The 23,275-nt window shown below is 71.1% G+C and carries 23 protein-coding genes and 3 pseudogenes; 12 read left to right on the top strand and 14 right to left on the bottom strand.

Annotated elements, in window-relative coordinates:
- Positions 1 to 208: 208 nt before the first annotated feature.
- From H180DRAFT_RS26580 to H180DRAFT_RS26570, 3 genes and pseudogenes are all read left to right on the top strand, one after another.
- Positions 209 to 391: pseudogene (locus H180DRAFT_RS26580) on the top strand (transposase); the annotation flags it as partial.
- 440 nt (positions 392 to 831) lie between these two features.
- Positions 832 to 2,667, top strand: coding sequence for a glycoside hydrolase family 43 protein (locus tag H180DRAFT_RS26575; protein WP_199822523.1), 1,836 nt, complete (start codon positions 832 to 834; stop codon positions 2,665 to 2,667).
- Between the two features lie 165 nt (positions 2,668 to 2,832).
- A complete protein-coding gene (locus H180DRAFT_RS26570) occupies positions 2,833 to 3,507 on the top strand; it encodes a dienelactone hydrolase family protein (protein WP_055488683.1) in 675 nt (224 codons plus the stop codon).
- A gap of 26 nt (positions 3,508 to 3,533) precedes the next feature.
- Here the strand turns inward: H180DRAFT_RS26570 and H180DRAFT_RS26565 are convergent, their stop codons facing one another.
- Positions 3,534 to 4,160, bottom strand: coding sequence for a CGNR zinc finger domain-containing protein (locus H180DRAFT_RS26565; protein ID WP_055488682.1), 627 nt, complete (start codon positions 4,158 to 4,160; stop codon positions 3,534 to 3,536).
- A 123-nt stretch (positions 4,161 to 4,283) separates the two neighbouring features.
- On the opposite strand from H180DRAFT_RS26565, the pseudogene H180DRAFT_RS29995 reads away from it, so the two are divergent.
- The 3 genes and pseudogenes from H180DRAFT_RS29995 to H180DRAFT_RS26555 all read left to right on the top strand — a co-directional run.
- Positions 4,284 to 4,699, top strand: a pseudogene (locus H180DRAFT_RS29995) (VOC family protein); the annotation flags it as partial.
- Positions 4,651 to 5,655 (top strand): LacI family DNA-binding transcriptional regulator, encoded by a 1,005-nt coding sequence (locus H180DRAFT_RS26560; RefSeq protein ID WP_055488681.1) that lies wholly within the window; start codon positions 4,651 to 4,653, stop codon positions 5,653 to 5,655. The pseudogene H180DRAFT_RS29995 and the gene H180DRAFT_RS26560, both read left to right, overlap by 49 nt.
- 140 nt (positions 5,656 to 5,795) lie before the next feature.
- Complete coding sequence (locus H180DRAFT_RS26555; RefSeq protein WP_055488680.1) at positions 5,796 to 6,584, top strand: SDR family NAD(P)-dependent oxidoreductase; 789 nt, start codon at positions 5,796 to 5,798, stop codon at positions 6,582 to 6,584.
- A gap of 25 nt (positions 6,585 to 6,609) precedes the next feature.
- On the opposite strand, the gene H180DRAFT_RS26550 is transcribed toward H180DRAFT_RS26555, so the two are convergent.
- The gene (locus H180DRAFT_RS26550; RefSeq protein ID WP_055488679.1) at positions 6,610 to 7,041 is read right to left on the bottom strand and encodes a protein-tyrosine phosphatase family protein; all 432 of its coding nucleotides are present in this window, start codon (positions 7,039 to 7,041) and stop codon (positions 6,610 to 6,612) included.
- Between the two features lie 436 nt (positions 7,042 to 7,477).
- Here H180DRAFT_RS26550 and H180DRAFT_RS30855 point away from each other — a divergent pair.
- Positions 7,478 to 7,654: pseudogene (locus H180DRAFT_RS30855) on the top strand (AraC family transcriptional regulator); the annotation flags it as partial.
- Positions 7,655 to 7,825: 171 nt separating this feature from the next.
- On the top strand, positions 7,826 to 8,182 hold the full coding sequence (locus H180DRAFT_RS30665; protein WP_055488678.1) for an arsenate reductase family protein: 357 nt from the start codon (positions 7,826 to 7,828) through the stop codon (positions 8,180 to 8,182).
- A gap of 10 nt (positions 8,183 to 8,192) precedes the next feature.
- Here the strand turns inward: H180DRAFT_RS30665 and H180DRAFT_RS26535 are convergent, their stop codons facing one another.
- The 5 genes from H180DRAFT_RS26535 to H180DRAFT_RS26515 all read right to left on the bottom strand — a co-directional run bounded on the left by H180DRAFT_RS26535 (position 8,193) and on the right by H180DRAFT_RS26515 (position 12,147).
- On the bottom strand, positions 8,193 to 8,675 hold the full coding sequence (locus H180DRAFT_RS26535) for a DoxX family protein (protein WP_055488677.1): 483 nt from the start codon (positions 8,673 to 8,675) through the stop codon (positions 8,193 to 8,195).
- A gap of 210 nt (positions 8,676 to 8,885) precedes the next feature.
- Positions 8,886 to 9,359: a DoxX family protein gene (locus H180DRAFT_RS26530; protein ID WP_055488676.1), complete on the bottom strand. Its 474-nt coding sequence runs from the start codon at positions 9,357 to 9,359 to the stop codon at positions 8,886 to 8,888.
- 336 nt (positions 9,360 to 9,695) lie between these two features.
- Positions 9,696 to 10,370, bottom strand: coding sequence for a ScbR family autoregulator-binding transcription factor (locus H180DRAFT_RS26525; RefSeq protein ID WP_079100430.1), 675 nt, complete (start codon positions 10,368 to 10,370; stop codon positions 9,696 to 9,698).
- A 209-nt stretch (positions 10,371 to 10,579) separates the two neighbouring features.
- The gene (locus H180DRAFT_RS26520; protein WP_055488674.1) at positions 10,580 to 11,533 is read right to left on the bottom strand and encodes an NAD-dependent epimerase/dehydratase family protein; all 954 of its coding nucleotides are present in this window, start codon (positions 11,531 to 11,533) and stop codon (positions 10,580 to 10,582) included.
- Entirely contained in the window at positions 11,530 to 12,147 is a 618-nt protein-coding gene (locus H180DRAFT_RS26515) for a ScbR family autoregulator-binding transcription factor (protein ID WP_055488673.1), read from the bottom strand. The genes H180DRAFT_RS26520 and H180DRAFT_RS26515 overlap by 4 nt, the downstream gene beginning before the upstream one ends.
- A gap of 105 nt (positions 12,148 to 12,252) precedes the next feature.
- Here H180DRAFT_RS26515 and H180DRAFT_RS26510 point away from each other — a divergent pair, with 105 nt between their 5' ends.
- The 3 genes from H180DRAFT_RS26510 (at position 12,253) to H180DRAFT_RS29625 (ending at position 15,010) form a co-directional block, all read left to right on the top strand.
- Entirely contained in the window at positions 12,253 to 13,251 is a 999-nt protein-coding gene (locus H180DRAFT_RS26510) for a ScbA/BarX family gamma-butyrolactone biosynthesis protein (RefSeq protein ID WP_055488672.1), read from the top strand.
- A gap of 163 nt (positions 13,252 to 13,414) precedes the next feature.
- The gene (locus H180DRAFT_RS26505) at positions 13,415 to 14,269 is read left to right on the top strand and encodes a putative protein N(5)-glutamine methyltransferase (RefSeq protein WP_055488671.1); all 855 of its coding nucleotides are present in this window, start codon (positions 13,415 to 13,417) and stop codon (positions 14,267 to 14,269) included.
- A gap of 489 nt (positions 14,270 to 14,758) precedes the next feature.
- Positions 14,759 to 15,010, top strand: coding sequence for a hypothetical protein (locus H180DRAFT_RS29625; RefSeq protein WP_139151450.1), 252 nt, complete (start codon positions 14,759 to 14,761; stop codon positions 15,008 to 15,010).
- 74 nt (positions 15,011 to 15,084) lie between these two features.
- On the opposite strand, the gene H180DRAFT_RS26495 is transcribed toward H180DRAFT_RS29625, so the two are convergent.
- From H180DRAFT_RS26495 to H180DRAFT_RS26465, 7 genes are all read right to left on the bottom strand, one after another.
- Positions 15,085 to 15,501 (bottom strand): ATP-binding protein, encoded by a 417-nt coding sequence (locus tag H180DRAFT_RS26495; RefSeq protein WP_055488715.1) that lies wholly within the window; start codon positions 15,499 to 15,501, stop codon positions 15,085 to 15,087.
- Positions 15,502 to 15,751: 250 nt separating this feature from the next.
- Entirely contained in the window at positions 15,752 to 16,132 is a 381-nt protein-coding gene (gene mnhG, locus H180DRAFT_RS26490) for a monovalent cation/H(+) antiporter subunit G (RefSeq protein ID WP_055488669.1), read from the bottom strand.
- A complete protein-coding gene (locus H180DRAFT_RS26485) occupies positions 16,129 to 16,524 on the bottom strand; it encodes an MrpF/PhaF family protein (RefSeq protein WP_074467014.1) in 396 nt (131 codons plus the stop codon). Before H180DRAFT_RS26485 ends, mnhG begins: the two co-directional genes overlap by 4 nt.
- Positions 16,509 to 17,258, bottom strand: coding sequence for a Na+/H+ antiporter subunit E (locus H180DRAFT_RS26480; protein ID WP_074467013.1), 750 nt, complete (start codon positions 17,256 to 17,258; stop codon positions 16,509 to 16,511). The genes H180DRAFT_RS26485 and H180DRAFT_RS26480 overlap by 16 nt, the downstream gene beginning before the upstream one ends.
- Positions 17,255 to 18,949, bottom strand: a complete 1,695-nt coding sequence (locus H180DRAFT_RS26475) for a Na+/H+ antiporter subunit D (RefSeq protein ID WP_254666196.1) — start codon at positions 18,947 to 18,949, stop codon at positions 17,255 to 17,257. Before H180DRAFT_RS26475 ends, H180DRAFT_RS26480 begins: the two co-directional genes overlap by 4 nt.
- Before the next feature lie 55 nt (positions 18,950 to 19,004).
- Entirely contained in the window at positions 19,005 to 19,637 is a 633-nt protein-coding gene (locus tag H180DRAFT_RS26470; RefSeq protein ID WP_055488668.1) for a Na(+)/H(+) antiporter subunit C, read from the bottom strand.
- Positions 19,634 to 22,648 (bottom strand): Na+/H+ antiporter subunit A, encoded by a 3,015-nt coding sequence (locus H180DRAFT_RS26465; protein ID WP_055488667.1) that lies wholly within the window; start codon positions 22,646 to 22,648, stop codon positions 19,634 to 19,636. The genes H180DRAFT_RS26470 and H180DRAFT_RS26465 overlap by 4 nt, the downstream gene beginning before the upstream one ends.
- A 370-nt stretch (positions 22,649 to 23,018) precedes the next feature.
- Between H180DRAFT_RS26465 and H180DRAFT_RS26460 the strand changes: the two genes are divergently transcribed.
- The gene (locus tag H180DRAFT_RS26460) at positions 23,019 to 23,213 is read left to right on the top strand and encodes a hypothetical protein (RefSeq protein WP_028434433.1); all 195 of its coding nucleotides are present in this window, start codon (positions 23,019 to 23,021) and stop codon (positions 23,211 to 23,213) included.
- The last annotated feature ends 62 nt before the right edge of the window (positions 23,214 to 23,275 follow it).

Genomic DNA, 23,275 nt, shown 5'->3' with positions numbered 1-23,275 from the left:
ACCCCACCACGTCAACAACCACCCCACACACCGAACACACTTCCACCACCTCCTCAACCACGAAGGCATCCCACACACCTGGCCCCCCACCTAAAAACACCCCAAAACCCCCCGACACGGGACTGGTGCGCGATCGTGCGACATCCTGACCTGCCCCACATCCAAGGTTCCAGGTCTGGTGACAGCCCTTCACGAAAGGCTGGCAATCATGCCCCGTCCCTATCCGCCGGAGTTCCGGGCGATCGCGCTGGTCCGCGCCGGCAAGCAGGCCGAGCAGACCGCGGTCGAACTCGGCATCCATCCCGTCACGCTGTCGAAGTGGTTGCGGCAGGACGACATCGACAACGGGCGGCGACCGGGAACGCCGTCGAGCGAGTCTGCACAGTTGCGGGGGTGGCCGGGGACAACTCGCCCGCCGGCCCGGGGGGCCAGGGCCCTGGCTGCGGACTGCTGGGAGGGTGGATGCTGTGCTCGTGGGTACGTGCTCTCACGACCGTGATCCACAGGGCACGGACTGATGTAAGAGAAAGCGCCCCAGGAAGGAGTCGACATGTCGTCGAAGCGTCGTCGTAAGAAGAAGGCACGTCGCAAGAACGCGGCCAACCACGGCCGCAAGCCTCAGACTTGAGGGGCGGTCCCGCTCGGGCCGGGCCTGGGCCCGGCCTGCAGGGATGCTGAACGGCCGCCCGCCGCACGGATGTCGTGCGGTGGGCGGCCGTTTGTGTGCGGGCCGGGGCTGTCTGTGGGCAACAGTCCCGGTCCACCGTCTTTACAACGTTGTAGCGGACGCAGTACACATGCTCCTGCCGCCGACAGCGTCCGGGAGGACACGTGACCGTACGGAGAACCGGATCCCGCATCCGTCAAGCAGTGGCAGGGCTGGCCCTGTTCGTCATCGCCACCCTTCTTCCGCAGGCGCTCGGCTCGGCCGCGTCCGCCGACCCGCGGCCGTCGCCTGCGGACTCCGCGTCCGGCCATACCTACGTCAATCCGGTCTCGCGTGATTTCGCCGACACCTTCGCCGATCCCGCTGTCGTGCGCGGCAAGGACGGCTACTGGTATGCGTTCGGGACCACGGATCCGCTGCGCAGCGGTGAGGGCAAGGCGCATTCGCTGCCCGTCGCGCGCTCGACCGACCTGGTGCACTGGTCGTACGTCACGGATGCGCTCGGCGACCACAACGCGCCGGAGTGGGCGGACAAGGACGCGGCCTACTGGGCTCCGGACATCAGCTATCACGACGGCCGCTACTGGCTGTACTTCGTTTCCACCCAGACGAAGGTCACCGGGGAACGTGACGACAGCGCCATCGGGGTGGCCACCGCACCGAGCCCGGCGGGTCCCTGGAAGAGCCACGGCGAGCCGGTGGTTGCGCCCCGGCACGGCAGCGGCGGAGAGGGCGACTTCCTGTGGACGTTCGACCCGGCACACGTCGTGACCCCGGAGGGGCGGCGCTATCTGTATTACGGCTCGTACTACGGCGGTATCGAGGTGACGGAGCTGTCCGGGGACGGCACTCGGACCGAGGGCGAGCCCACGAAGGTCGCGACGGACAACCGCTTCGAGGGTGCCTACGTCATCCGGCGGGGCGGCTGGTGGTATCTGTTCGCCTCGTCCGGGGACTGCTGCGCCGGGCCGACCACCGGCTATTCGGTCTTCGTCGGCCGGTCCCGGTCGGTTCGGGGGCCCTTCCTCGACCGGGAGGGCACCCCGCTCACGGCTTCCCGCACGGGCGGGACGATCGCCCTCACACCCAACGGCAACCGATGGGTGGGCACCGGGCACAACGCGGTGGTGAAGGACTTCGCCGGGCAGGACTGGATGGTCTACCACGCCATCGACCGCTCCGAGCCGTACCTCGACGAGCCCTTCGGCATCAACCGCCGTCCCATGCTCATCGACCGTCTCGACTGGAGCGGCGGCTGGCCCGCCGTCCGTGGGGGCAAGGGAGCCTCGGCGGACAGGCAGCAGGCACCCGTCGCCTCGCCAAGGGCAGCCGCAGGCAAGGGTGTTCAGCGCTCCGACGGCGGACCGGGCAGCGGCGCAGAGCGTTCGTGGCCGGGGCGCCTGGACCCCTCCCGCAGCGACGAGTTCGACCACGGCCGGCCCGGTCCTGGCTGGCAGTGGGTGCGCAAGCCTGCGGGCCGCGTGGCCGGGGGGCAGTATGTGTGGCCCACGCAGGACGCCGAACTGCACAAGGACGAGAACACCGCGTCGCTGATGCTGCGGGAGGTGCCGCGCGGCGAGTTCACCGTGGAGACGAAGCTGACGATCGACCTGGGTGAGCAGAGCGAGCGGAACTATCAGCAGGCGGGCCTCGTCGCCTACGCCGGTGACGACAGGTATCTGCGGCTGTCGCACGCCGCCATCTGGAATACCCGTCAGACCGAGTACGGCAAGGAGCAACCGTACGCCGGAGACATCGCCTACGGTTCGACCTCGGTCGGTCCACCTGCTCGCACCACCTGGCTGCGGTTGAAGCACACCACGGCTCCGCGCAGCGGCGAGCACCGCGTCCAGGCCTTCACCAGCCGCGACGGGAAAAAGTGGATCGCGGGCGGGACCTGGACGGTTCCCGGAGACAAGCGGCTGCGCTTCGGCCTGGCCTCGATGGGCGGGGAGGGAGCGACGGCTCAGTTCGACTACTTCCGCCTCTACAAGCGCTGAGTACCGCGGCGGGGCCGCCCCTCGGCGGGCACCGCTGGGGCCGGGAGGCCCACGTCGGCACAGCCCGCTCCGCGGTCACCGCGGAGCGGGCCCGTACGTGCATGACACGGCCGCGACGCGGCTACTCCGGAAGGCACAGATCCCGAGCCGGAAGGGGGAGCACTGATGATTTCGGAGACGGTGTCGGTGGCGGTGCCGGGCGGTGTGGAGCTGCCGGGCGACATGAATGTGCCCCCGTCCCCGCGTGGTGTGGTGCTGTTCGTGCACGGAAGCGGCAGCTCCCGGCACAGCCCCCGCAACCGCGCGGTCGCCGAGGATCTGCGGCGGCACGGGTGGGCAACTTTGCTGACGGATCTTCTCAGCGAGGAGGAGGAGCGCGCCGACGCGGTGACAGGCCAGTACCGCTTCGACATCTCCCTGCTCGCCGAGCGGACGGTGGCGACGGTCGACTGGCTGGGCAAGTATCCGCTGACCGAGGCGCTGCCGGTGCACCTCTTCGGTGCGAGCACCGGCGCGGCGGCGGCGCTGGTCGCCGCGGCGGAACGCTCGGGCCCCGTCGTCTCCGTGGTCTCGCGCGGCGGGCGGCCGGACCTGGCGGGGGACGCGCTGGGAAGGGTGGATGTACCCGTACTGCTGCTCGTGGGAGGGCGCGACCAGCAGGTGCTGGAACTCAACCGGGAGGCGGCGCAGCAGTTGGATGCCGAGCACCGGGTCCAGGTCGTGCCCGGCGCCACCCACCTCTTCGAGGAACCGGGTGCGCTGCAGCAGGTCGCTGCCGCGGCTCATGAGTGGTTCCTGCATGCAGCGGAGGAACAGGCTCGCGGCGACGGCCTGAGGTGATCCGCCGAGGGACGGGCGCGGTCAGGTCACCGGGGCTTCCGCTCCGCCTCGTGCCTCTGTGTGCTGCGTCTTGCACGAAGCGAACGCACCTTGTGCCGGTTGCCGCAGCGCTCCATCGCGCACCACCGGCGCCGCCCGGGGCGCGAGGTGTCGACGAAGACAAGGGAGCAGTCGGGAGCGCCGCACTCGCGGACCCGTGCGGCGAGCGGGCCGGTGAAGAGGTCGACGGCGTCGCGTGCGACCGATGAGAGGACCTGGAAGGCGTCGGCGGGAAGGTGTCTGCCGTGCAGTCCGTCGGCGGCGATCTGGGGGACGAGGGGCGGCAGCTGCGCCGTCTGGTTCACCTCGTCCACGTCCCGGGGGTGCGGGGGCCGGCCGTGGGCCACGGCGCGGGCGAGGCGCGAGAGCGCGTCGCGCAGCCATCGTGCGGCGCGGAACTCGTTGCCGCTGATGTGGACGTCGCCGGGGTCGAGGCGGAGCCGTGAAGCGGCACACCATCGGGCCAGGTCCTCCGGTGTGTGCAGCGTCTCGTAGCCGGTGAGAGCGCCGGGACCGCCGGTGGTGAGGAACTCAAGGCACAGCGCCCCGGCGTCGAAGACGAAACGCGTGCCTTCCGGGGAGCGGAGAACGAGTCCGCTTGCCGCCACAGTCATGTAACCATTATGACTGGTTTCACAACCGGACTTCTCTCGCGCCCTCGAAGCGCAACAGCGTGCTCATCGAGCAGTTTGATCAGCGAGGGAGCCGTGGACGAGAGCGACTGCACGACGGGCGACGGGCGCAAGGCATTCCGGGCCCTGACCGCGGTGCGCCACCCCGACGATCCCGTCGAGAATTCAGCGGGACCGGACTGGGGAGGCGGATCCTCCTCCAGTCGGTGCCCGAGGCCGAGCACGGCAAGAACCGTCTCCACATCGACCTGCACGGCCGGCCCGGCGCGGGTGATGCCGAGGTGCGGCGGCACGGAGCTGGGCGCGAAGGCGCTGCGAAGGGTCGAGGACCGGGGCGGCAACCACGTCACGTGGCGGACCCGGGGGGCAACAAGTTCGACGTTCGGCAGCCGGAGCGCTTCTCAGGGCCGTCCGCACAGCGCCCGGTACGATGCCGTGGTCACGCTGCGAAGTCGAGGAGAGCTGAGGGCAGTTGCCGCGCCGGGCCACCATCTACGATGTCGCCTCCGAGGCGGGCGTGAGCATCTCGACCGTGTCCTTGGCGCTCAACACCCCCGCCCGGGTCAGTGACCGTACACGGCAGCGGGTCCTCCAGGCTGCGGACCGTCTGGGCTACACGCCCAAGCCTGATGCGGTGGCCAAGGCACGCAAGGGAGTGGGCCGGATCGGGGTGATCGCCCCCTACACCTCGTATCCGTCGGTGGCGCGGCGCCTGAAGGGTGTGCTCCAGGCGGTGGCCGGCAGCCCGCTGGAGGTGGTTGTCTTCGACCACCCATCGGCCGCCCGCTCCGCCTCGCCGCTGCTCGCCGGGCTGCCCCTGACCGGGCGCCTCGACGGTCTCATCGTTGTGAGCCTCCCGCTGGAGGACAGCACGGCAGAACGCCTCAGCGGCCTCGGGCTGCCGACCGTGCTGGTGGACGGAAACCGCCCCGGCTTCGACTCCGTCCGCACGGATGACGCCGAGGGCGGGCGCCTGGTGGCGGAGCACCTGGTGGAACGCGGGCACGGCAGTTTCGGGTTCCTCGGTGAGTCCCAGGAATCCGACGCGTACGTCTCTCCCGGGCAGCGGCGGCTGGCGGGTTTCCGGGCCGCTCTGGAGGATTCCGGTCAGCTGCTGCCGCCGGAGAGTGTCCACTTCACGGCGCACGGGTTGGAGCAGGCGGCTGCGGCGGCGGAGGGACTGCTCTCCGGGCCCCGTCGGCCCACCGCGCTGTTCGCCGGCGACGACCTCCTCGCCGCTGGTGCGCTTCGCGCGGCGCGGGCGCTCGGCCTGAAGGTGCCGGAGGACCTTGCGCTGGCCGGTTTCGACGACACCGATCTGGCCGGGGCCCTGGATCTGACGACGGTGCGGCAGCCGCTGGAGGAGTCCGGCCGCGCCGCGACGGAGCTGCTGATGCGGCGCATGGGCAGCGCGGAACCCTCTGCGGTCCGGGAGACCACGCTGCGGCTGGAGCTCGTCCGCCGCGGTTCCACCTGACGGACCGTGGCAGGCTTCACTGCGTGCGTACGGGGTCAATCAGATATCGAAGTGCTTCGACAGATGCTGTTGACACGCTGTGTGCGGCGGGTGAGGCTGCCGTCGTGGACGCAGCCAGGCGAAGGACGGAGACGGCATCCATGAGCAGCGCCTACGTGGTGACGGGAGGAGGCCGCGGCATCGGGCGGGCAGTTGTGGAACGCCTGCTCGCCGACGGTCACAGCGTCGTGGCAGTCGAAGTGGATCCGGACTCCCTACGGTGGACCGCCGGCCATCCGGCCCGGTCACGCGTCGTGAGCGTCGAAGGCAGCGCCTCCGACGAGGCCGTGACCGAACATGCCGCGGATCTCGCGGAGTCGGCGGGCACCCTTCGCGGCTGGGTCAACAACGCGGCCCTCTTCCGCGACGCCTCCCTCGACACGTCCCCGACGCGGACGGTCCTGGAGTTGATATCCGCCGTCATGGACCCCGCGGTCACCGGGTGTGCCACCGCCGTACGCAGGTTCCTCGCCGAAGGCACGCAGGGGTCCGTCGTCAACATCACCTCGCACCAGGCACGCCGTCCCGTTCCCGGCTGCACCCCGTACGCGACGGCGAAAGCGGCCATCGAGGGACTCACCCGCGCACTGGCCGTCGAGTACGGGCCGCACGGGATCCGCGTCAACGCCGTCGCGCCGGGCTCGATCGGCACGGAACGGTACGCCTCGCTGCTCGCCGCCCAGGAGCCGGACGTCGCGGCACGCGTGGAGGCGGAGATGCGTGCGCTGCATCCGCTGGGGCGAACGGGCCTCCCGGAGGAGGTCGCCTCGGCCGTAGCGCATCTGCTCTCGTCCGAGGCGGCCTACATCACCGGGGTCACTCTGCCCGTCGACGGCGGACGCACGGTCCTGGGACGGGATCCGGACCTCCTCCAGAATGCGGGGGCATGACCGGGCCGGCGTGGGCGGCGCTCGGTCACTTCGTGAAGCGCAGCACGTAGCGGCGCTGCCACGGCGTCTCCACGGCACGTGGGTCGTAGTGACGGCGTACGAAGGCGACCGCCTCCCTGTCCGGAACTCCGTCGAGCACGGCCAGGCAGGCCAGCGCCGTGCCCGTGCGTCCGCGTCCTCCCCCGCATGCCACTTCGACGCGCTCGGCCTCCGCCCGTGACCAGGCTTCGCTCAGCAGGGCCAGGGCCTGCGTGCGACTCGCGGGCAGCCAGAAGTCCGGCCAGCGCAACCACCGTGAATCCCAGCCCACTTGGGGCGGCCTCCTGCCCAGCAGAAAGACGGAGAAGGCCGGCTCGGGCCCCGGCGGAAGGGGACGGCGAAGACCGCGTCCGCGCACGAGACGTCCCGAGGGAAGGCGCAGCACGCCGTCGCCGTCCGGCTCCCAGGTCTCGCTCACGGAGCCAGGCTAGCTTTCCTCAGCGGCACACCGGCGGGGTATCTGTGGAGCAAGGTCCCGCGCCGGGCCGTGGGATCTGGTCCCACGCGGCCCGGACGAGGCCCCTGAGCCGCATCCCTGCCGGCGGGAAGCCGTCGGCACGGCCCGGTGCGCGGGAGCGGATCCGGTTCGCAGTTCGAGACGTCCGTCCGCGAGCGGCGCTTCGTAGAGGATGCGGTAGCCGCTCTGCGGCGCGGCCAGGACCTCGAGGTACCGAACGTCTCGGACGACAAGGGCAGGACTGCCATGGCTCGGGCATTTCCTGCCATGATGAGCGCGTGCTTCGGAATGTCGTCGCCCTTGTCGGTGAGCAGGCCGGCATGGTGGTGCCGGCCCATCGGGCGGGCAGGCGCAGTTCGTCGAAACGCACCTGCCCGAAGCCCGCGCCGGATACGGAATGACAGAACTGGTCGACTGGATCCGGGCTCATCTCGACCGGCCGCTGACAGTGGAGGAACTGGCCGCACGCGCCTCCATGTCACCCCGCACGCTGGCCCGGCGGTTCAAGGAGGCGACCGGCACGACTCCGCACCGGTGGATCCTCGGCCAGCGACTCCAGCTCACCGAGGAACCGTTGGAGAACACCCCCTGCCCGTGGAGGCCGTGGCGGTCCGTTCCGGCTTCGGCAGCGCGAACACCTTGCGGCATCATTTCGCCGCGCGGCGTGGGGTCGCCCCCGCGGCCCACCGCCGGAGGTCCGGTCACGGGCGGCGGGCAGGAACCAGGGCCGACGAAAGGACCCGATATGGAGATCTGGATCAACCCCGCCTGTTCCAAGTGCCGTTCGGCACTCTCGCTGCTGGATGCGGAGGGAGCTCAATACACGGTCCGCCGCTATCTGGAGGAGCCGCCGAGCTCAGCGGAACTGGAGGATGTGCTGCGGCGGCTGAAGCTGGAGCCGTGGGACATCACCCGCACCGGTGAGCCGGTCGCGCGCGAGTTGGGAATGGAGTCGTGGCCGCGCGACGCGGACAGCCGGGGCCGGTGGGTCGACGCGCTGGCGGCCCACCCCTCCCTGATTCAGCGGCCGATCATCACCGCTGACGACGGGAGCGCCGTGGTGGGCCGCTCGCCGGAGTCGGTCAGATCCGTACTGGAGTGAGGGGCCGCGCTCAGACAGCGGTGTTTCCACGTCCCCCGGACCGCCGCACGAGTCCGGGCAGTGCGGTGAGGGTGTCCCTGCGGCCCCATGCGATGAGGGCGAGCGGGAGGATGAGCAGCAGCGGCGTGGCCGCGTACTCACCGTCGAAAACCGTCAGTTGGGTGATGAACGCGCCGATCATCAGGCCGATGAGCGAGATCGCCGAGAGGCCCGAGAGCCACGGGGTGGCCAGGGCGATCCCGCCGGCCAGTTCCAGCGCACCGACCAAGTACATGAACCACAGGCCGAAGCCGATGTCCTCGAAGGGCCCGACCGCCGATGAATGGGCGATCAGCTTGGGGACGGCGCTGGCGATCACGAAGAACAGGCCGAGTATCACCTGCAGCACGAGCAGTGAGATGTGCTTGACACGGTCGTGACGGACAGCAGGCGCCTGCGCGGACGCGGGGACGGATTCCGGGGATCCGGAGGGCGTGCCGGGTGACTGGTTCATGACGGTCTCCTCTCGGGGCGTGCACGGGACGCACGCATCTGGAGCAGACCCGGCTGCCGCGTACTTCTCATCGCGGCCGCGGCGGCCTTTTCGTACGAGCCTGTGCGGCACGGACGGGCGCCCCGGGAGCGAGAGCCGGTGCGGCCCGGGGCGGCCGGTCCCGCCCCGCCGGAGCGGGACGGAAACCGGCCGTGCGCCGCGGCCGGCTGCTCAGCGCCGGTTTCCGCCTCCCGTCAGCCACGTGCCCAGCTTCTTCACCGTCGACCACCGGCCGACGACGACGATCGCGAGCGGGATGAGGATCATCGCCGGGGTCTCGACGCCCTTGCCGTCGTAGAGGGTGAGATGCGTCAGGCAGGCACCGGACATGACGAACATCAGGCCGAGCGCGGCGAGGCCCGAGAACCAGGGCGTGATGAGACCGATGGCGCCGAGCAGCTCCAGTGCACCCGTGAGATACATGAACCACAGGCCGAAGCCGATGTCCTGGAATGTGCCCTTGGCGCCGGAGTCGGCGGTCAGCGCGGGCAGGGCCCCGACGGTGACCATGAAGTAGGCGAGGTACAGCTGAAGAGCCCACAGGGCGACTTCGAGCGCGATGCGGGCCGGACCCTTGGGTCGTGAGGAGCGGGCGGCCGGGGAACCTGCGTGGGCGGTCGGCGGATTGCCGCTCGCGTTCGCCATGATGGACTCCTTCTGCGGACGGTGCACCAGCGGTTGACCGGGGGCGGCCCGTCAGCTGACCTTCTGCCGGCGCACCCGCGGCGGATCTTCCCCCGCCACGGCGGAAGCGGGGGCGGCACCCCCGCGCGGCAGCGCCGGGGCTTGCCAATTGCGTATCACGTGCGCGGTAAGCAGCGCAGACAGTTGTCCATCATGGTCAACATCCCGTTCCGTGAGCTTTCGGCCGCCACCGGGACGGCCGGATTTCACGCACTCCCGGTGACCGTGCGGGGCGCTCGCGTGACTCTCGGCTGCGGCCCCCGAAGCCGTGCCGCAGCCGAGAGACGTCGCCTCGGCTCAGTGTGCGGGCCCGGGCCGTCCGCCCTGCGCGGCCCGCGCCCAGTCCGTCTCGGTGCCGGCGCTCCACAGCTCCTCCGGCTCCGGCTGTTCCACGAGGCCGTGCAGCAGCAACCGCCAGTGGGCTGCGATGCGTTGGTGGACATCGACGGTGGAGTCGTTCACCGAGCTCGTCTGCACCGAGTGCGCACCGGAGGCGAGGCAGAAGGCGAGCTCGGCGACGGCTTCCGTGGTGGCCTCGCAGCGCAGGGTTCCTTCCTTCTCCGCTTCGCGGGCCACGTCTGTGAAGACCTGCTGCCAGCAGGTCAGCAGATTCGTCTCCGGTTCGGAAGGGGTGCCCAGTTCGCGCGCGAGCTTCACGGCGGCCCTCGACAGATGGTCGTGTTCGAGTTGATGGGCCACGAGGTGCGTCAGGTCGATGAGCGTCTGCAGCGCGGGGAGCTCCTTCCCCCGCAGCAGCTCGGCGGCGCGGTTGGCCCGCGTGCACGCCTCGCGCCGTACCGTGTCGGCCAGTTCCTCCTTGCTCCCGAAGTGGAAGGAGAGCGCGCCCTTGCTCATCGCTGCGCCGCGGCTGACCTCCAAGAGGGTCGTCCGTTGGTAGCCGAGGCGGTCGAACGACTCTGCTGCCGCCATCGTCAGTGCCTGACGAGTGAGTTCTGCTCGCTCTTGCCTCATCGGCTGTGTCCCTTCATGCGTTCCGGTCCGCGGGGAGACGGGCCGTCAGAAGCAGCGGCTGCGGGGAGAGTTGAGATTGCCGCCCCCACAAACATACAAAGTGTTCTGTTTTTTTGCGCCGGAAGGGCCGCCCTCGCTGCGCTGACGGAGTAAGTCAGCGGGACTGCGGGCGTGACCAGTGGGACGAACGGTGCGCGAGGGCCGCGCCGTCAGGGGCCGTCGGTGAGAGCGAGGCGGGTGCGGTACCAGTCGGCCGCGTCGGCGAGCGCAGCCAGCGGGCCCGGCCCCGGAGCGGATTCGCACGCCTCCCACAAGTCCGTGGCGTAATGGTGGTCGAAGGCCAGGAGCGCGAGTTGACGCTCACTGATCCGTCCCGGGTTCGCCTCCATGAGGGCGAGGCATTCCTGCCAGGTCAAGTCTTGTGTGACGCGGGGCAGCACCCCCAGCTGCGCAAGCGTCTCGAGAAGTTCCCGGGTGCGTACAGGAACGGGGTGGACGGCGTGGTGGATTCCCTGCACCCGTTCCGGGGCCTCGCCCGGCGCGGCAGGCCGGAGCGCGGTCAGCGTCACCAGTCGCGCCAGGTCCTCCACGCCGATCAGCGACAGGCGTGCCTGTCCTCCCCGCCAGAACCCCGGTGCACGGCGGACGAGTTCGGCCAGTGCCGGCACGACCCAGCGGTCTCCGGTTCCGGTGACCAGGCCCGCTCGCAGCACGGCGGCGCCGTGGCGGAGGCCGTGCGCCTCGCCGGCGAGGCGACTGCGGCTCGCGGCGGAACCCGGGTGGGGGTCCACGTCGCCGACGGCCACGTCGCGGTGCGGTCCGCGCCCGTAGACGGCGGTGGTGGACAGCTGCACGATGCGCTCGACACCGGCGCGACGCGCCTCACACATCAGCGCTTCCGTGCCCAAGTCATTGATTCCGGTGGCCAGTTGCTCGTCGGAGCCGACGTAGGAGGCCGCGTGGATGAGAACGCGCGAACCGGAGCAGCTTCCGCGAAGGGTCTCGGGGCGGGCCAGGTCCGCGCGGACCTGTTCCACCTGTGCCGGCAGCGGATGCTCCCGGCGCGTGAGAGCCCGTATCTCCACGTCGTGACGGGCCAGCCGGCGCAGCACCGCCGAACCGATGAAACCGCTCGCCCCCGTCAGCGCCACCCGGGTCGTCATCCGGCGGCCAGCAGCCGGGGATCCGGGTCGACGATCATGTCCGCGGCGACCTGGGGCGGGGCGATTCCCAGGAGCATGTAGTGCCACAGGTCCGCGATGCGGTGCGGAAGGTCGGCCCGTTTGCTGGAGAGCTTGGAGAAGTGCTGGACGCCGGTGTAGCAGCCGACGAGGAGCACCGCGAGCCGTTCCACCTCGACTCCGCTGCGCAGCTGCCCCCGTTCGGCCGCGGCGGCGAGCTGGCCGCGGAAGACCTCCGCCCACTCGCGGTACGGGGAATCGTCGTGGAAGCCGATCTCTTCCTGCTCCACGGCCAGCCGTACGCCCGCGCGCAGGAGCTTGTTGGTCTGCAGCTCGCGTGCGAGGAGGAGGGTGGTGTCGATCAGACGCTGGAGACCGTCGGGCCCGGGAGGCAGGACGACGGAGTCGCGCTGGGAGAGCATGACCGTACGGGCGAGGTCCAGCTTCGAGGAGAAGTGGAAGTAGAGGGCGCCCTGCGTGATGCCGGCGCGGTGCATGATCTCCGAGATCCTTGCCGCCTTGTAGCCTCCCTCGTCGAAGACCTCGGCCGCCGCTTCCAGGATCAACTGCCTTGTCTCGACAGCCCGTTGCTGCATCGGCTTTGCTCTTGCTGGCGCCATCGGACCTCGCCCCCTGAAGGTTCTATCGTTTTCAGGCACAGATCACGTCAACCTCGGACACCATCCCACCCGGAGGGCCGCATGGCTCACACCCCCGCTGTGCCCGATCTGCCGGAGAGCACAGCGTACTCGTGGCCGGTGCCACGGGAGTTCGTGCACAAGACCGCCCACTCGGAAGTGCTGCTGACGGGCTGGCGGCGGTGCGGACAGCGCGAGTTCGAGGTGGGCGCGCAGTGGCCGCGGGACCACGGCTTCTGGCGTACGGACGATGACGGCGTACAGGATCCGATGCTGCTGGTGGAGACGACGCGTCAGGTGCTGCCGCTGATCGCGCACGCCGCATACGGGGTGCCGCCGGGGCACCAGCTCATCTGGGATCACCACCACTGCACGTTCTCCACGCCGTTCTTACCGGTTACCGGCGCGCCGGCCGAGGTGGTGCTGCACCTCTCGGCCGCGGAGGCTCCCGTTCGCGGCAAGCGGCCGCGCCGGATAACGCTGAGCATGACCGTGCGGAGCGCGGGCCGGGTCATCGGCAGCGCCTCCACCGTGTACACCGCGCACAGCCCTCAGATCTACGGCAGGCTCCGTGGACCCGGCACTCCCTCGCCGCCGGACGCCATGGCCGCCGCTCTCGCACCGCCGCCGGCGCTGACTCCCTCACTCGTGGGCCGGGAGAGCGAACGCGAGGTGGTGCTCGCCCCGGCCGGTGTCGGGAGCGGCGGCCGCCGTCAGCTGCGGGTGCTCACCACGAGCCCCTGGCTCTTCGACCACCCCGTCGACCACGCTCCGGGCATGCTGTTGATGGAAGCCGCCCGGCAGTCGGCGCACCTCGCCGCTGCCCCGCACCGTCCGGGGCTGACCCGCATGGAGGCCGAGTTCCATCGCTACGTCGACCTGGACGCCCCAAGCTGGGTCGAGGTCTCACCCGGCCCGGACGAGGCGGGGGACGAGGACCGGCCCGCGCGCGAGCGCACCCTGACGGTGTCCGTCACCCAGCACGGCAAGGAGGCCTTCACCGGTCTCGTCGGCTTCAGGACGGAGGCCGGGAACGCTGCGCGCCCCCCGGCGCTCGGGTAGGGTTACCGGCCCAGCCGCACACCAGGCCCGGGGAGGTGGGACCGATCAGCGCTGTGGAACTGGGTGTTCCGCTCCTCTCCCGCGGGCGTGCCGTCCCGCCGGCCTGAGCCCGCGCGGAGCCCGGAACCGGAAGCACCCCCGGAATCCCGAGAGGCGTGCCCGTATGTCTGTGAGTCCTTCTGCTCTCCCCTCCTCGCTCTCCCGCTCCGCGCTGGAAGCCAGGCTGCGCGAGGCCGGCTGTGTCTTCGCCGAGGAGGAGGCCGACTTGATGCTCTCCGCGGCCGCCACCGCCGGGGAACTCGCCGCCATGGCGGAGCGCAGAGCCGCCGGCCTCCCGCTCGAACACGTCCTGGGCCGTGCGGAGTTCTGCGGTCTGCGGATCGCGCTGGAGCCCGGGGTCTTCGTGCCCCGGCGGCGCACCGAGTTCCTCGTACGGTGTGCCGCAGCGCTCACCCGTCCCGGTGCTCTCGTCGTCGATCTGTGCTGCGGCTCCGGTGCATTGGGCATGGCGCTGGCGGCGGCGGTGGCCGGGCCCGGTCACGAGCCCTACGGAGCGGTCGAGTTGCACGCCTCGGACGTCGACCACGTGGCGGTGCGGTGCGCTCGGCGTAACCTCGCGGACGTCGGCGGCCGGGTCCATGAGGGGGATCTCTTCGACGGACTGCCTGCCGGGCTGCGCGGCCGCATCGAGGTACTGCTCGCCAACGTCCCCTACGTACCGACGGGTTCGTTGAGTCTGCTTCCGGCGGAGGCACGCGTCCACGAGCCGCGGGCGGCACTGGACGGCGGCAGCGACGGACTGGAGATGCTGCGACGCGTCGTGGCTGAGGCGCCGCGGTGGCTGGCGCCGCACGGTCATCTGTTCATGGAGGCCGGCGAGGCACAGGCCGAAGCGGCGACCGCAGCGATGGAGGGCAGCGGGCTGGCGGTGCGGGTGGAGCGTTGCGAAGAGCTGGGCGCGACGGTCCTCGCCGGGACGGAGCCGGGCGGGCCGCGCAGCTCAACGCGCCCTGGCTAGAAGCTGGTTGGAGGGGCGCGCCGACTGTACGGAGGGGCGGCCGGCCCCTCCCCGGGCGTCATGCGAAGCGCGCCCCGGAGCCCCTGGGAGCCGAACAAACGCGTTCTGCCGTGACCTGTGAGCCTCCCCGGTGGTGCGGCGGCCCGGCGGATGACGGCCGGCCACGAAGCACCCGCTGCCGGCTGCCGCTGCCCGCCGCGAACCGGCGTGTTCTCGTGAGGAATTGCGGCGAGAACGTGCCTGTCGGTGACCCACCTGTCCGAATGCCGCACCGGCCGTGATAGTTGTGTGCGCCAACGAGAACCGCAGCTGCACCGGATGAGTCCGTACGGAACCGCGCCGGCAGATGTGTTGCTCGTTGTGCCCGAACACACCGTCTCGACAAGGGCTTTCATGGGGACGCCGACGATACAGGTCAGAGTCCTTGCGGTCGCGGGCCGGCGTGTGTGGATGGCAGTGAGCGGCACCCTGTGCACCGCGACACTCAGAGTGCTGCACTACAGTCTCTGCGCCCGTGTCACGGACGAGCGGACGCAGTTCTTCCTCGATCTCAACGCGGTGCGCCCGGGCGAGCCGCTCCCCGCACCCGACCTTTCCCGGCTGTTACCGCCCGGTGGCCGTCTGCGCTTCCACATCGTCGGAGTGCACGAGAGTTTCCGGGGCCCGCTGGAAGCGGACAGCCGGTGCCGCTTCCACTCCGATGTCGCCTCTGCGTGGGCGGAGTGGTCACGGCAGCCCTGAACGGGGGCGCAGCCGGCCCGCGCAGACCGAAGTCACTTGAAGGCGGCCGGAGAGTCAGGCGGGATGCAGAAGAGTCATGCGGCGTCCAGCACGGCGCTGACTGTCTTGCCTCCACCGGGTGCGGTGGTGACGTCGAGACGCCGGGCGATACGGCTGACCATCGCGATGCCACGACCGCGTTCGCATTCACTTCCCGCGTGGTGCACTCGGGGCAGCAGACCGCCGTCGTCGCGGACCGCGACGGTGACCGTTCCCTCACCGCTGCTCAGTCGCAGGCGGCAGCGGCCGCCGCCGTGCAGCGCGGCGTTGGTGACGAGTTCGGAGACGACCAGCGCGGCCTCCTCAACCTGCCCCGCCGCCTCGGGCGGTGTGCGGGTGCCGGTGAGGAATCCGGTCGTCAACTGCCGCGCCGTGCGGGCCGATGCGGCACTCCGCGGCAGTGTGTACTCGACGCGTGCGGTGCGCCGCGACGGACGCGGGCTCACGCGCATGACGTTCACTTCCTCTCGGTTCCGGCTCGCTGCCCGTGGAACGGGCGGCCGGCCGGCTGCGCGAATCGAGACCTTGGGAGGTTCTTCCCGTGGGACGCGGGGGCATTCACCGGTGAACCGCAGTGGAGGCCTCCGGTCACGGAAAATCCACCGTTTCGCCGTGTTCCGCGCGAAAGCAGGCCGTACCCCCTGCCGGACCCGGACGGACGCTCGTCCGCCGGGGCACCCGTCCGGCTGTCCGCCCCGCCGGCTAACCGTCCCGACCGTCGCGGTTCTTGCCGGGTGCCGTGCCGAGCTCGTCGACGACAAGATGTTCACGGTCCGTCCTTCCGGTGCGATAGGCGGCCCGGCCGACCATGTGCGCCGCGACCGGGACCGTCAGCAGCTGGAAGAAACCGACCAGGGCCAGCGTCCCCAGGTCCGCAACGTTGCGCAGCCGCAGCCCGGCCCCGACGAGCACGAGCAGCAGGCCCAGCACCTGTGGTTTCGTCGCGGCGTGCATGCGCGTGAGGACGTCGGGCAGCCGCACCATCCCGATCCCGGCGAGCAGACACAGCACGGCACCCGCGAGCATGCAGACCAGGGACGCCACGTCCGCGGCCTCCGACCAGTTGTGCTGGGTCCAGGTCATCCGCCACTCCCCTGCTCCGCCGTGCCGCCGCTCGCTTCAGGTCCGCCGCCCGGTCCGCCGGGCTGAGCGGCGCTGTCGTGCCCCGCTGTCTGCCGGTCTCCTCCGTCGTCCACGTCGGGATCCTCGCTTCCGGCCTCGTCCCGCAGCGCGAGGAAGCGGGCAATGCTCACGGAACCGGTGAAGCCCAGAAAGGCGAGGACGAGCAACGCCGGGAGGTAGTACGGGATCTGGCGCGCCGCGGTCAGTACACCGATTCCGGCCATCACCACCGCGACGAGCGCGTCGAGCGCGACGGCCCGGTCCAGCGTGGAGGGTCCGCGCACCAGCCTCACGGTGACGAGCACACCGGAGGTGAGCAGCAGGGCGATGACGATGCTCAGGACCGCTTCCACGGGCCGCTCCTCCCACCGGTGTCATCGGTGCCGCCCGGGCCGGCTCCGGGGCCGGGCCCGTCGAATCCGGGAGAGCCGCCGCTGCCGTTCGCCGGCCCGTGACGCTCCCAGGCGTCGAGCGCGGCGATGTCGGCGCGCGTGCCGAAGGCCCGTACGACGCGGTCCTCCAGGCGCAGCACCTCGTAGCGGGCCCGCTCCCATTCCGCCTCTCCCCCGGCCCCCACCACGTGCACGAACAGCGTCCCGGACGCGCGGTGCACGTCGAGGACGTTGCTGCCGGGTACGGCTGCGACCGCGACGGACGTCGCCGTCAGCATCAGGTCGCTGGGGGTGCGCATCCGCACGGCCAGCACCGCGCACAGCGGCGGCCGCGGCCCGAGGATGTACCGGTTGAGGCGCCAGGTGGAGACGGTCATGTCGATGACGAACCGGACGGTGAACCGCAGGAGGCCCACAGGACGCAGCCGCACTTGGGTCTCGATCGGCGGCAGCGGGAAGACGACGCACACGACGAGGCCGACGAGGATGCCGGTGACCACGTCGGCGACGCTGAACGTGCCCCACAACAGCACCCACACGACGGTCAGTCCCAGCACCGTCGGCCACTGTGCCGCCGAGAGACGTCTGCGGCCGCGGGGGCTGCCGCCCGGTGGCCCGCCGCGTGCCGCGCCCGGCGGTCCGCCCGGTGGGGTGCCCTGGGGCGTATCCGGTCCGGTCTGCGGTTGTTCGCTCATCGTCCCGTCACCGCCGTCACGTAGGGCGTGCGTGCGGTCAGCTCGTCGGCCACGCGGACCGTCAGCGAGGACAGCGGCCCCGCGAACACGGTGAAGGCCAGCCCGAACGCGACGAGCGCCACCGTCGGGGCGAGCATCGCCGCCGGCGGCTGACCGGTGGTGATGGCGCGGCCGCCGAAGCTCGCGGCCTCGGCCCGCCCGGCGAGCACGTCGACGTCGACCGCCCCGCTGCCCCCGGGGGTGGCTCCCGCTTCGGACACGGCGGCGGGTTCCCCCGGTGTCTCCTCGTCCGTCTCGACGGTGTCGAGGACGACCCCCACCACGTACAGCTGCGGCGGCGCCGCCCGCCAGAAACCGAGGTTCCACGCCTTGGCGAGGGCGTAGAGGGTGAGCAGACTCGTGGCGGAGCCCGCCGCGATCAGCACGTACGTCATTGCGCCGCCGTGTGCGACGCCCGCGCGGAGCAGCCCGAACTTGCCCAGGAACCCCGACATCGGCGGCATACCCGCGAGGTTCATGGCCGGGACGAAGAAGACCAGCCCCAGGGCGGGTGAGAGTTTCGCGATGCCGCCGAGCCGCCGCAGGTCGGTGGTGACACCGCGGCGTTCGACGAGCCCGACGACGAGGAAGAGGGTGGTCTGCACCGTGATGTGGTGCACGACGTAGAAGACCGAGCCGGCGAATCCGGCGCGGGTGGCCAGGGCGATACCGAAGACCATGAAACCGATGTGGCTGATGAGGGTGAAGGAAAGGAGCCTCTTCAGGTCGGTCTGTGCGACCGCGCCCAGGATTCCCACGAGCAGTGAGAGCAGCGCGAGCACCATCAGTACGTCGCTGAGCCTGTTTCCCGGGAAGAGCAGGGTCTGCGTGCGCAGTATCGCGTAGATGCCGACCTTGGTGAGCAGTCCCGCGAAGACTGCGGTGACGGGGGCGGGCGCCGTCGGATAGGAGTCGGGCAGCCACGCGGCGAGGGGGAAGACGGCGGCTTTGGTGCAGAAGACAGCCAGCAGCGAGATCTGCGCCAACAGGGATACCCCGCCCGGCAGTTCGTCGAAGCGGCGGGCGAGTTCGGCCATGGTCACGGTGCCAGTGGCCGCGTAGACGACGGCGACCGCCGCGAGGAAGAGCACGGAGGAGAGCAGCGAGACGATCGCGTAAGTGGCTCCGGCCCGGATGCGCGTGACGGTGCCGCCGAGCGTCAGCAGGACATAGCTGGCGGTCAGCATGATCTCGAACCCGACGTAGAGGTTGAAGAGATCACCGGCGAGGAAGGTGTCGGAGACCCCGGCCACCAGCACGAGATAGGCGGGGTGGAAGACCGACATGGGGGTGCCCTCCTCCCGGTCCGCCATGCCCTGGCCGACCGAGTAGAGCAGCACGCACAGCGTCACGGACGAGGAGATCACCAGCATCAGCGACGAGAGCCGGTCGGCGACGAGGACGATGCCGACCGGCGGCTTCCAGCCTCCGGCGTACATCACCTGCGGGCCGTATCTGTCCGCGTCGATGAGCAGCATGAGGGCCACGGCCAGGACGGTCGCGAGGACGACGGTGCTGATGACGCGCTGGGTGCGCTGGAGGCGTACGCCCACGCCGAGTTTGAGTCCCGCGGCGAAGAGAGGCAGCACCACCGGCAGGGCCACCAGCGCTGATGCCGGGCCGTCGGTGCCCGGGGGTACCGCGGCGATCACCGGATGTCTCCGGCGGCGCGGTCGGCCGAGGGTGCGGATGCCGGGCCGGGGGCCTTCAACGGTCCGCCCCGAGGATCGTCTCCCACAGGTCGTCGGTCAGGTCCTCGTCCCTGCGTGCGGTACGGACGTGGGACGGGCGCGTCTCGGCGCGGGCCCGGCGACGTGCCTCGTGGTAGTGGGCACCGGCGCGCCGCGGACGCCCCGGGACGCCCTCCCGGACCAGCCGCTCGTCCTCCTCGCCGAGTGCGAGCAACTCACGTCGCCTGGCGCGGCGTTCACGTTCCCGCGGCAGGCGTCGTGAGCCCTCCTCGCGGTGTTCCTCGCCGTGCTCGGCGCGGTGTGCGACGCGCAGGTCCTCCGCGTCGTCCTGCACGTCGTCGCTGCCGGAGAGCTGCCAGGCGCGGTAGGCCATGGCGGAGAGGAACGCCGTCAGGGCGAGGGTGATGACGATGGCGGTCAGCACGAACGCCTGCGGCAGGGGGTCAGAGATCCGCTGGGGCCCGGTGACCTTGTACAGCAGCGGTGCTCGGGAGGCGGCTCCGGATGTGGCCAGGAGCAGGAGGTTGACGCCGTTGCCCAGCACGACCGTGCCGAGAACGATGCGCGTGAGGGGACGGCTGAGCAGCAGGACCGTGCCCGCGGCGATGAGTGCACCGCCGGTGGCCACCAGCGCGACCGTCTCGTTCATCTGGCGGCCTCCCCTCCGGCGCGGGCCGTGCCCTCGCTCTCGCGGAGGGAGCGCTCGACGCGCCGGTCGATCTCGGAACCGAGGCTGCGCAGCACGTCCAGGACGGCCCCCAGGACGAGCAGGTAGATGCCGGTGTCGAAGAGCACGGGGCTGGCGGCGTGGAAGTCTCCGATGACCGGCAACTTCCCGTAGTAGGTGCCCGACTTGAGGACGGAACCCTCCAGCACCAGCCCGGCGAATCCCGTCGCGGTCATCGTCATCAGGCCGAGCCCGAGCAGGAAACCGGCGTCGACCGGGGCGGCAGCGTCCAGTTCGTACCGTCCGCCCGCGAGATAGCGGACCGACAGCGCCAGCCCGGCGACGAGGCCAGCGCCGAAGCCGCCGCCCGGCAGGTTCTCGGCGCAGAAGAGCAGGTAGAGGGAGAGCACGATGATGGGGTGGAAGACCAGCCGGGCCAGCACCTCGAAGATCACCGAACGCCGTTCGGGGTCGAGGGTGCCGCTGGCGGTCAGCCAAGTACGGCGGGGGACGGCACCCGCTCCCGGGCGGGGCGAGGGGGCGCCGCTCCCGGCTTGTTGCGCATGGACCGGCCACACGTGCCCGGCCCGGTGGGTGCCGCGGCCCTCGGCGCCCAGTCCGCGGCGTACATGCGCGGACGGGCCGGCGCCCTGCGGCACAGTCGTGACGGGACTTCCGGCGCGGCGGCGCAGGAAGACGAGGCTGGTCACACCCACGGCGGCGACGCCGAGCACCGCGGACTCGCCCAGTGTGTCCCAGGAGCGCAGGTCGACCAGGGTCGTGGCGACGACGTTCTTCAGCCCGTCGGCCCGGGTCGCGGCGATCAGTTCGGGGCCCGCGGGCTGCGCCTGCCGGGCGGCTCCGGCGACGTACGTCAGTACGGCGGCGAACCCTCCGGCGGCCAGTCCGGTCACGAGCCGTGTGAGGCGCCGCGGCACGCTGGTGCGCCGCTCATCGGGGAAGCGGGCAGGCAGTCTGCGCAGGACGAGCACGAACACCACAAGGGAGACGGTCTCGACGGCGAACTGGGTCAGCGCCAGGTCGGGTGCGCCGTGCAGCACGTACAGCACGGCGGTTCCGTAGCCCGTCACGCCGGCCAGTACCACCGCCGTCATGCGCTGCCGGGATGCGGCACACAGCGCAGCCACCATGCACACCACCACGGCGACGCCGAGTTGCGGCACGGAGTCGAACCAGCGCACCGGGCCGGCGTGCCGCCACGGCGGGGCGATGATCATGGCTGCGCTCTGCGCTGCGATCAGAACGGCGAGGACTGTTCCGAGGTAGACCGGGAGCGATCCGCGCTGCACCGTGCCGGTGACCTCCAGGGCCGTGCGTTCGAGGCCGGACAGCAGGCGGGCGAAGACGTGCCGGGCGTCGGTGACCGCCAGCCTCTCCCCCAGGCGTTCCATCCGGCCTCCCATGAGGAAGAGCGCGCCGCCCGCGAGCCAGGCCAGCACGGAGAGCACGAGCGCGAGGCCCGGCCCGTGCCACAGCGCCAGCTCGTACGTGCCGCCGGACGGGGGGAACGCGTGGGCATACCGGGAGAGCAGCGGCGCGATGCTGGAGACGCCCGGCCCCAGGGCCGCTCCTGCCAGCGCGCACACGGCGGGGGGTGCGGCCAGAAGGAGACCGGTGCCGGCGCGGACGGGCGTGGGCTCGTGGATGCCCTCGCCGACGGGTTTCGTGGCGAAGGCTCCCCACAGGAAGCGCAGCGTGTACGCCGTCGTGAGAGCGGATCCGGCCGTCACCGCAGCCGTCACAGCGACGGACACCGGGCCGGGCACGCCGGCGCCGCCTCCGTGCAGCAGGGCGGCGAACGCGGCCTCCTTGGCGGGGAATCCGAGCACCGGCGGCAGCGCGGCCATGGACACACCCGCGGTCACGGCGATGGCGCACGCGGCGGGCATGGAGCGTGCCAGTCCGGAGAGCCGGTCCGTCCGCCGGGTTCCGGTGGCGTGGTCGATGATGCCCACGACGAGGAAGAGCGGGGCCTTGAACAGGGCGTGCGCCAGCAGCAAGGCGGTACCGGCGAGCGCAGCGTCGCGTGTCCCCGTGCCGGTCAGGACGGTCAGGAGGCCGAGCTGGCTGACGGTGCCGAAGGCCAGCAGCCGCTTGAGGTCCCGCTCGCGCAGCGCGCGCCATCCGCCGAACAGCATCGTCGCCGCCCCCAGGGAGAGCACCGTGACCTGCCACGGCGGCGCGTGGGCGTAGGCGGGAGCGAGCCGTGCCACGAGGTAGACACCTGCCTTGACCATGGCTGCTGCGTGCAGATACGCGGAGACGGGCGTCGGCGCGGCCATCGCTCCGGGCAGCCAGAAGCTGAAGGGCCACAGGGCGGACTTCGAGAGGGCGCCGGCGAGGATCAGCACGAGCGCGACGGCGACGGTCCCGTCGGCGGGCGGTGGATCGGCGAGGATGCCGGAGATGCGGTACGTGCCGGCTGCGTGGCCCAGCATCAGGAAGCCGACCAGCATGGCCAGTCCGCCGGCGACCGTCACGATCAGCGCCTGGAGCGCGGCGAGCCGGTTGCCACGGCGCTCCGGTACATGGCCGATGAGCAGGTAGGAGAAGACCGTCGTCAGTTCCCACATGACGTAGAGCACGATCAGGTCGTCCGCGAGGACCAGTCCGAGCATGGCGCCCGCGAACGCGGTGAGATTCCCGGCGAACTGGCCCAGCGAGAACGCCGGGCGGCTGAAGTAGCCCGCGCAGTAGACGAGCACCAGCGCGCCGATGCCGCTGACCACGGCCGCCATCAGCAGGGCGAGCGCGTCGCAGCGCAGATCCAGGCCCACGTCCAGGTCGGGCATCCACGGCCACCGCTCGACGAGCGCCTCCCCGTCCGCGACGCCCGTGTACTGCCGGACCGCCCATCCCAGTGCCGCCGCCGGGATCAGGGCCAGCAGAAGAAACGCACGCGTGCCCGTCCACCGCACCAGGAGCGGAGCGCAACAGGCCCCGGCGAAGTGGAGAAGGATCAGCGACAGCACAGCGCGAATGATTCCATGACGAATCGGTCAATCTGCGGACAAAGCCCTCGCCGGGACTCCGGAAGAAGCGGCCCGTCCACGGAGCGGACGGCCGCGGAGCGCGTGACCAGCAGCCGAGGGGCGACCGGCGGACACACCCCGGCTCACGGGCTCGGACTGAAGCTCCGGGTCCGGCTGCCGGAGGGCCACGGGGGAGCCTCCGGCAGCCGGGCCGTCAACACCCGCTGCTGCGGCAGGAGTTCGGGCCGCAGTGCCAGCACCGCACAAGGCACGGTCCGGCAAATCACCCGTGTGCCAGTTTCCCAGCCCACGCACTTTCTGTGACTCTTGGAGGACTCAGGGTGACCACCCCCGACATCAGGAGTCCCCCATGATCCTCAGCATCTCCGGCGTCCTCCTGCTCGGCTTCATCATCTTCCTCTTCACCCGCAAGGACGGGCTCAAGATCTCGCATGCACTGGTGTGCGCCCTCTTCGGCTTCTACCTGGCCGGCACCGCCCTCGCCCCCAGCATCAAGGCGGGCGGTGCCAGCCTCGCAGGCCTGCTCAGCGGGCTGAAGTTCTAGCGCGGCGCACGTCGCGTGCGGGGCCGCCCCGCCCGGCGTGCTGTGCGCCGCTTCGTCACAGG

Source organism: Streptomyces sp. WMMB 322 (assembly GCF_900090145.1).
Lineage (GTDB): Bacteria > Actinomycetota > Actinomycetes > Streptomycetales > Streptomycetaceae > Streptomyces.
Note: the sequence above shows the minus strand (reverse complement) of the source record. Positions and strands in the feature narration are given on the sequence as shown.

Coding starts and splice junctions, on each gene's coding strand:
- H180DRAFT_RS26510 (WP_055488672.1), top strand. CDS start 12,253: ATGGCTCACACCCCCGCTGTGCCCGATCTGCCGGAGAGCACAGCGTAC.
- H180DRAFT_RS26480 (WP_074467013.1), bottom strand. CDS start 17,258: ATGAGCGAACAACCGCAGACCGGACCGGATACGCCCCAGGGCACCCCA.
- H180DRAFT_RS26495 (WP_055488715.1), bottom strand. CDS start 15,501: ATGCGCGTGAGCCCGCGTCCGTCGCGGCGCACCGCACGCGTCGAGTAC.
- H180DRAFT_RS26565 (WP_055488682.1), bottom strand. CDS start 4,160: ATGACTGTGGCGGCAAGCGGACTCGTTCTCCGCTCCCCGGAAGGCACG.
- H180DRAFT_RS26460 (WP_028434433.1), top strand. CDS start 23,019: ATGATCCTCAGCATCTCCGGCGTCCTCCTGCTCGGCTTCATCATCTTC.
- H180DRAFT_RS26535 (WP_055488677.1), bottom strand. CDS start 8,675: ATGAACCAGTCACCCGGCACGCCCTCCGGATCCCCGGAATCCGTCCCC.
- H180DRAFT_RS26520 (WP_055488674.1), bottom strand. CDS start 11,533: ATGACGACCCGGGTGGCGCTGACGGGGGCGAGCGGTTTCATCGGTTCG.
- H180DRAFT_RS26505 (WP_055488671.1), top strand. CDS start 13,415: ATGTCTGTGAGTCCTTCTGCTCTCCCCTCCTCGCTCTCCCGCTCCGCG.
- H180DRAFT_RS26530 (WP_055488676.1), bottom strand. CDS start 9,359: ATGGCGAACGCGAGCGGCAATCCGCCGACCGCCCACGCAGGTTCCCCG.
- H180DRAFT_RS26515 (WP_055488673.1), bottom strand. CDS start 12,147: ATGCAGCAACGGGCTGTCGAGACAAGGCAGTTGATCCTGGAAGCGGCG.
- H180DRAFT_RS26555 (WP_055488680.1), top strand. CDS start 5,796: ATGAGCAGCGCCTACGTGGTGACGGGAGGAGGCCGCGGCATCGGGCGG.
- H180DRAFT_RS26525 (WP_079100430.1), bottom strand. CDS start 10,370: ATGAGGCAAGAGCGAGCAGAACTCACTCGTCAGGCACTGACGATGGCG.
- H180DRAFT_RS26470 (WP_055488668.1), bottom strand. CDS start 19,637: ATGAACGAGACGGTCGCGCTGGTGGCCACCGGCGGTGCACTCATCGCC.
- H180DRAFT_RS30665 (WP_055488678.1), top strand. CDS start 7,826: ATGGAGATCTGGATCAACCCCGCCTGTTCCAAGTGCCGTTCGGCACTC.
- mnhG (WP_055488669.1), bottom strand. CDS start 16,132: ATGACCTGGACCCAGCACAACTGGTCGGAGGCCGCGGACGTGGCGTCC.
- H180DRAFT_RS26570 (WP_055488683.1), top strand. CDS start 2,833: ATGATTTCGGAGACGGTGTCGGTGGCGGTGCCGGGCGGTGTGGAGCTG.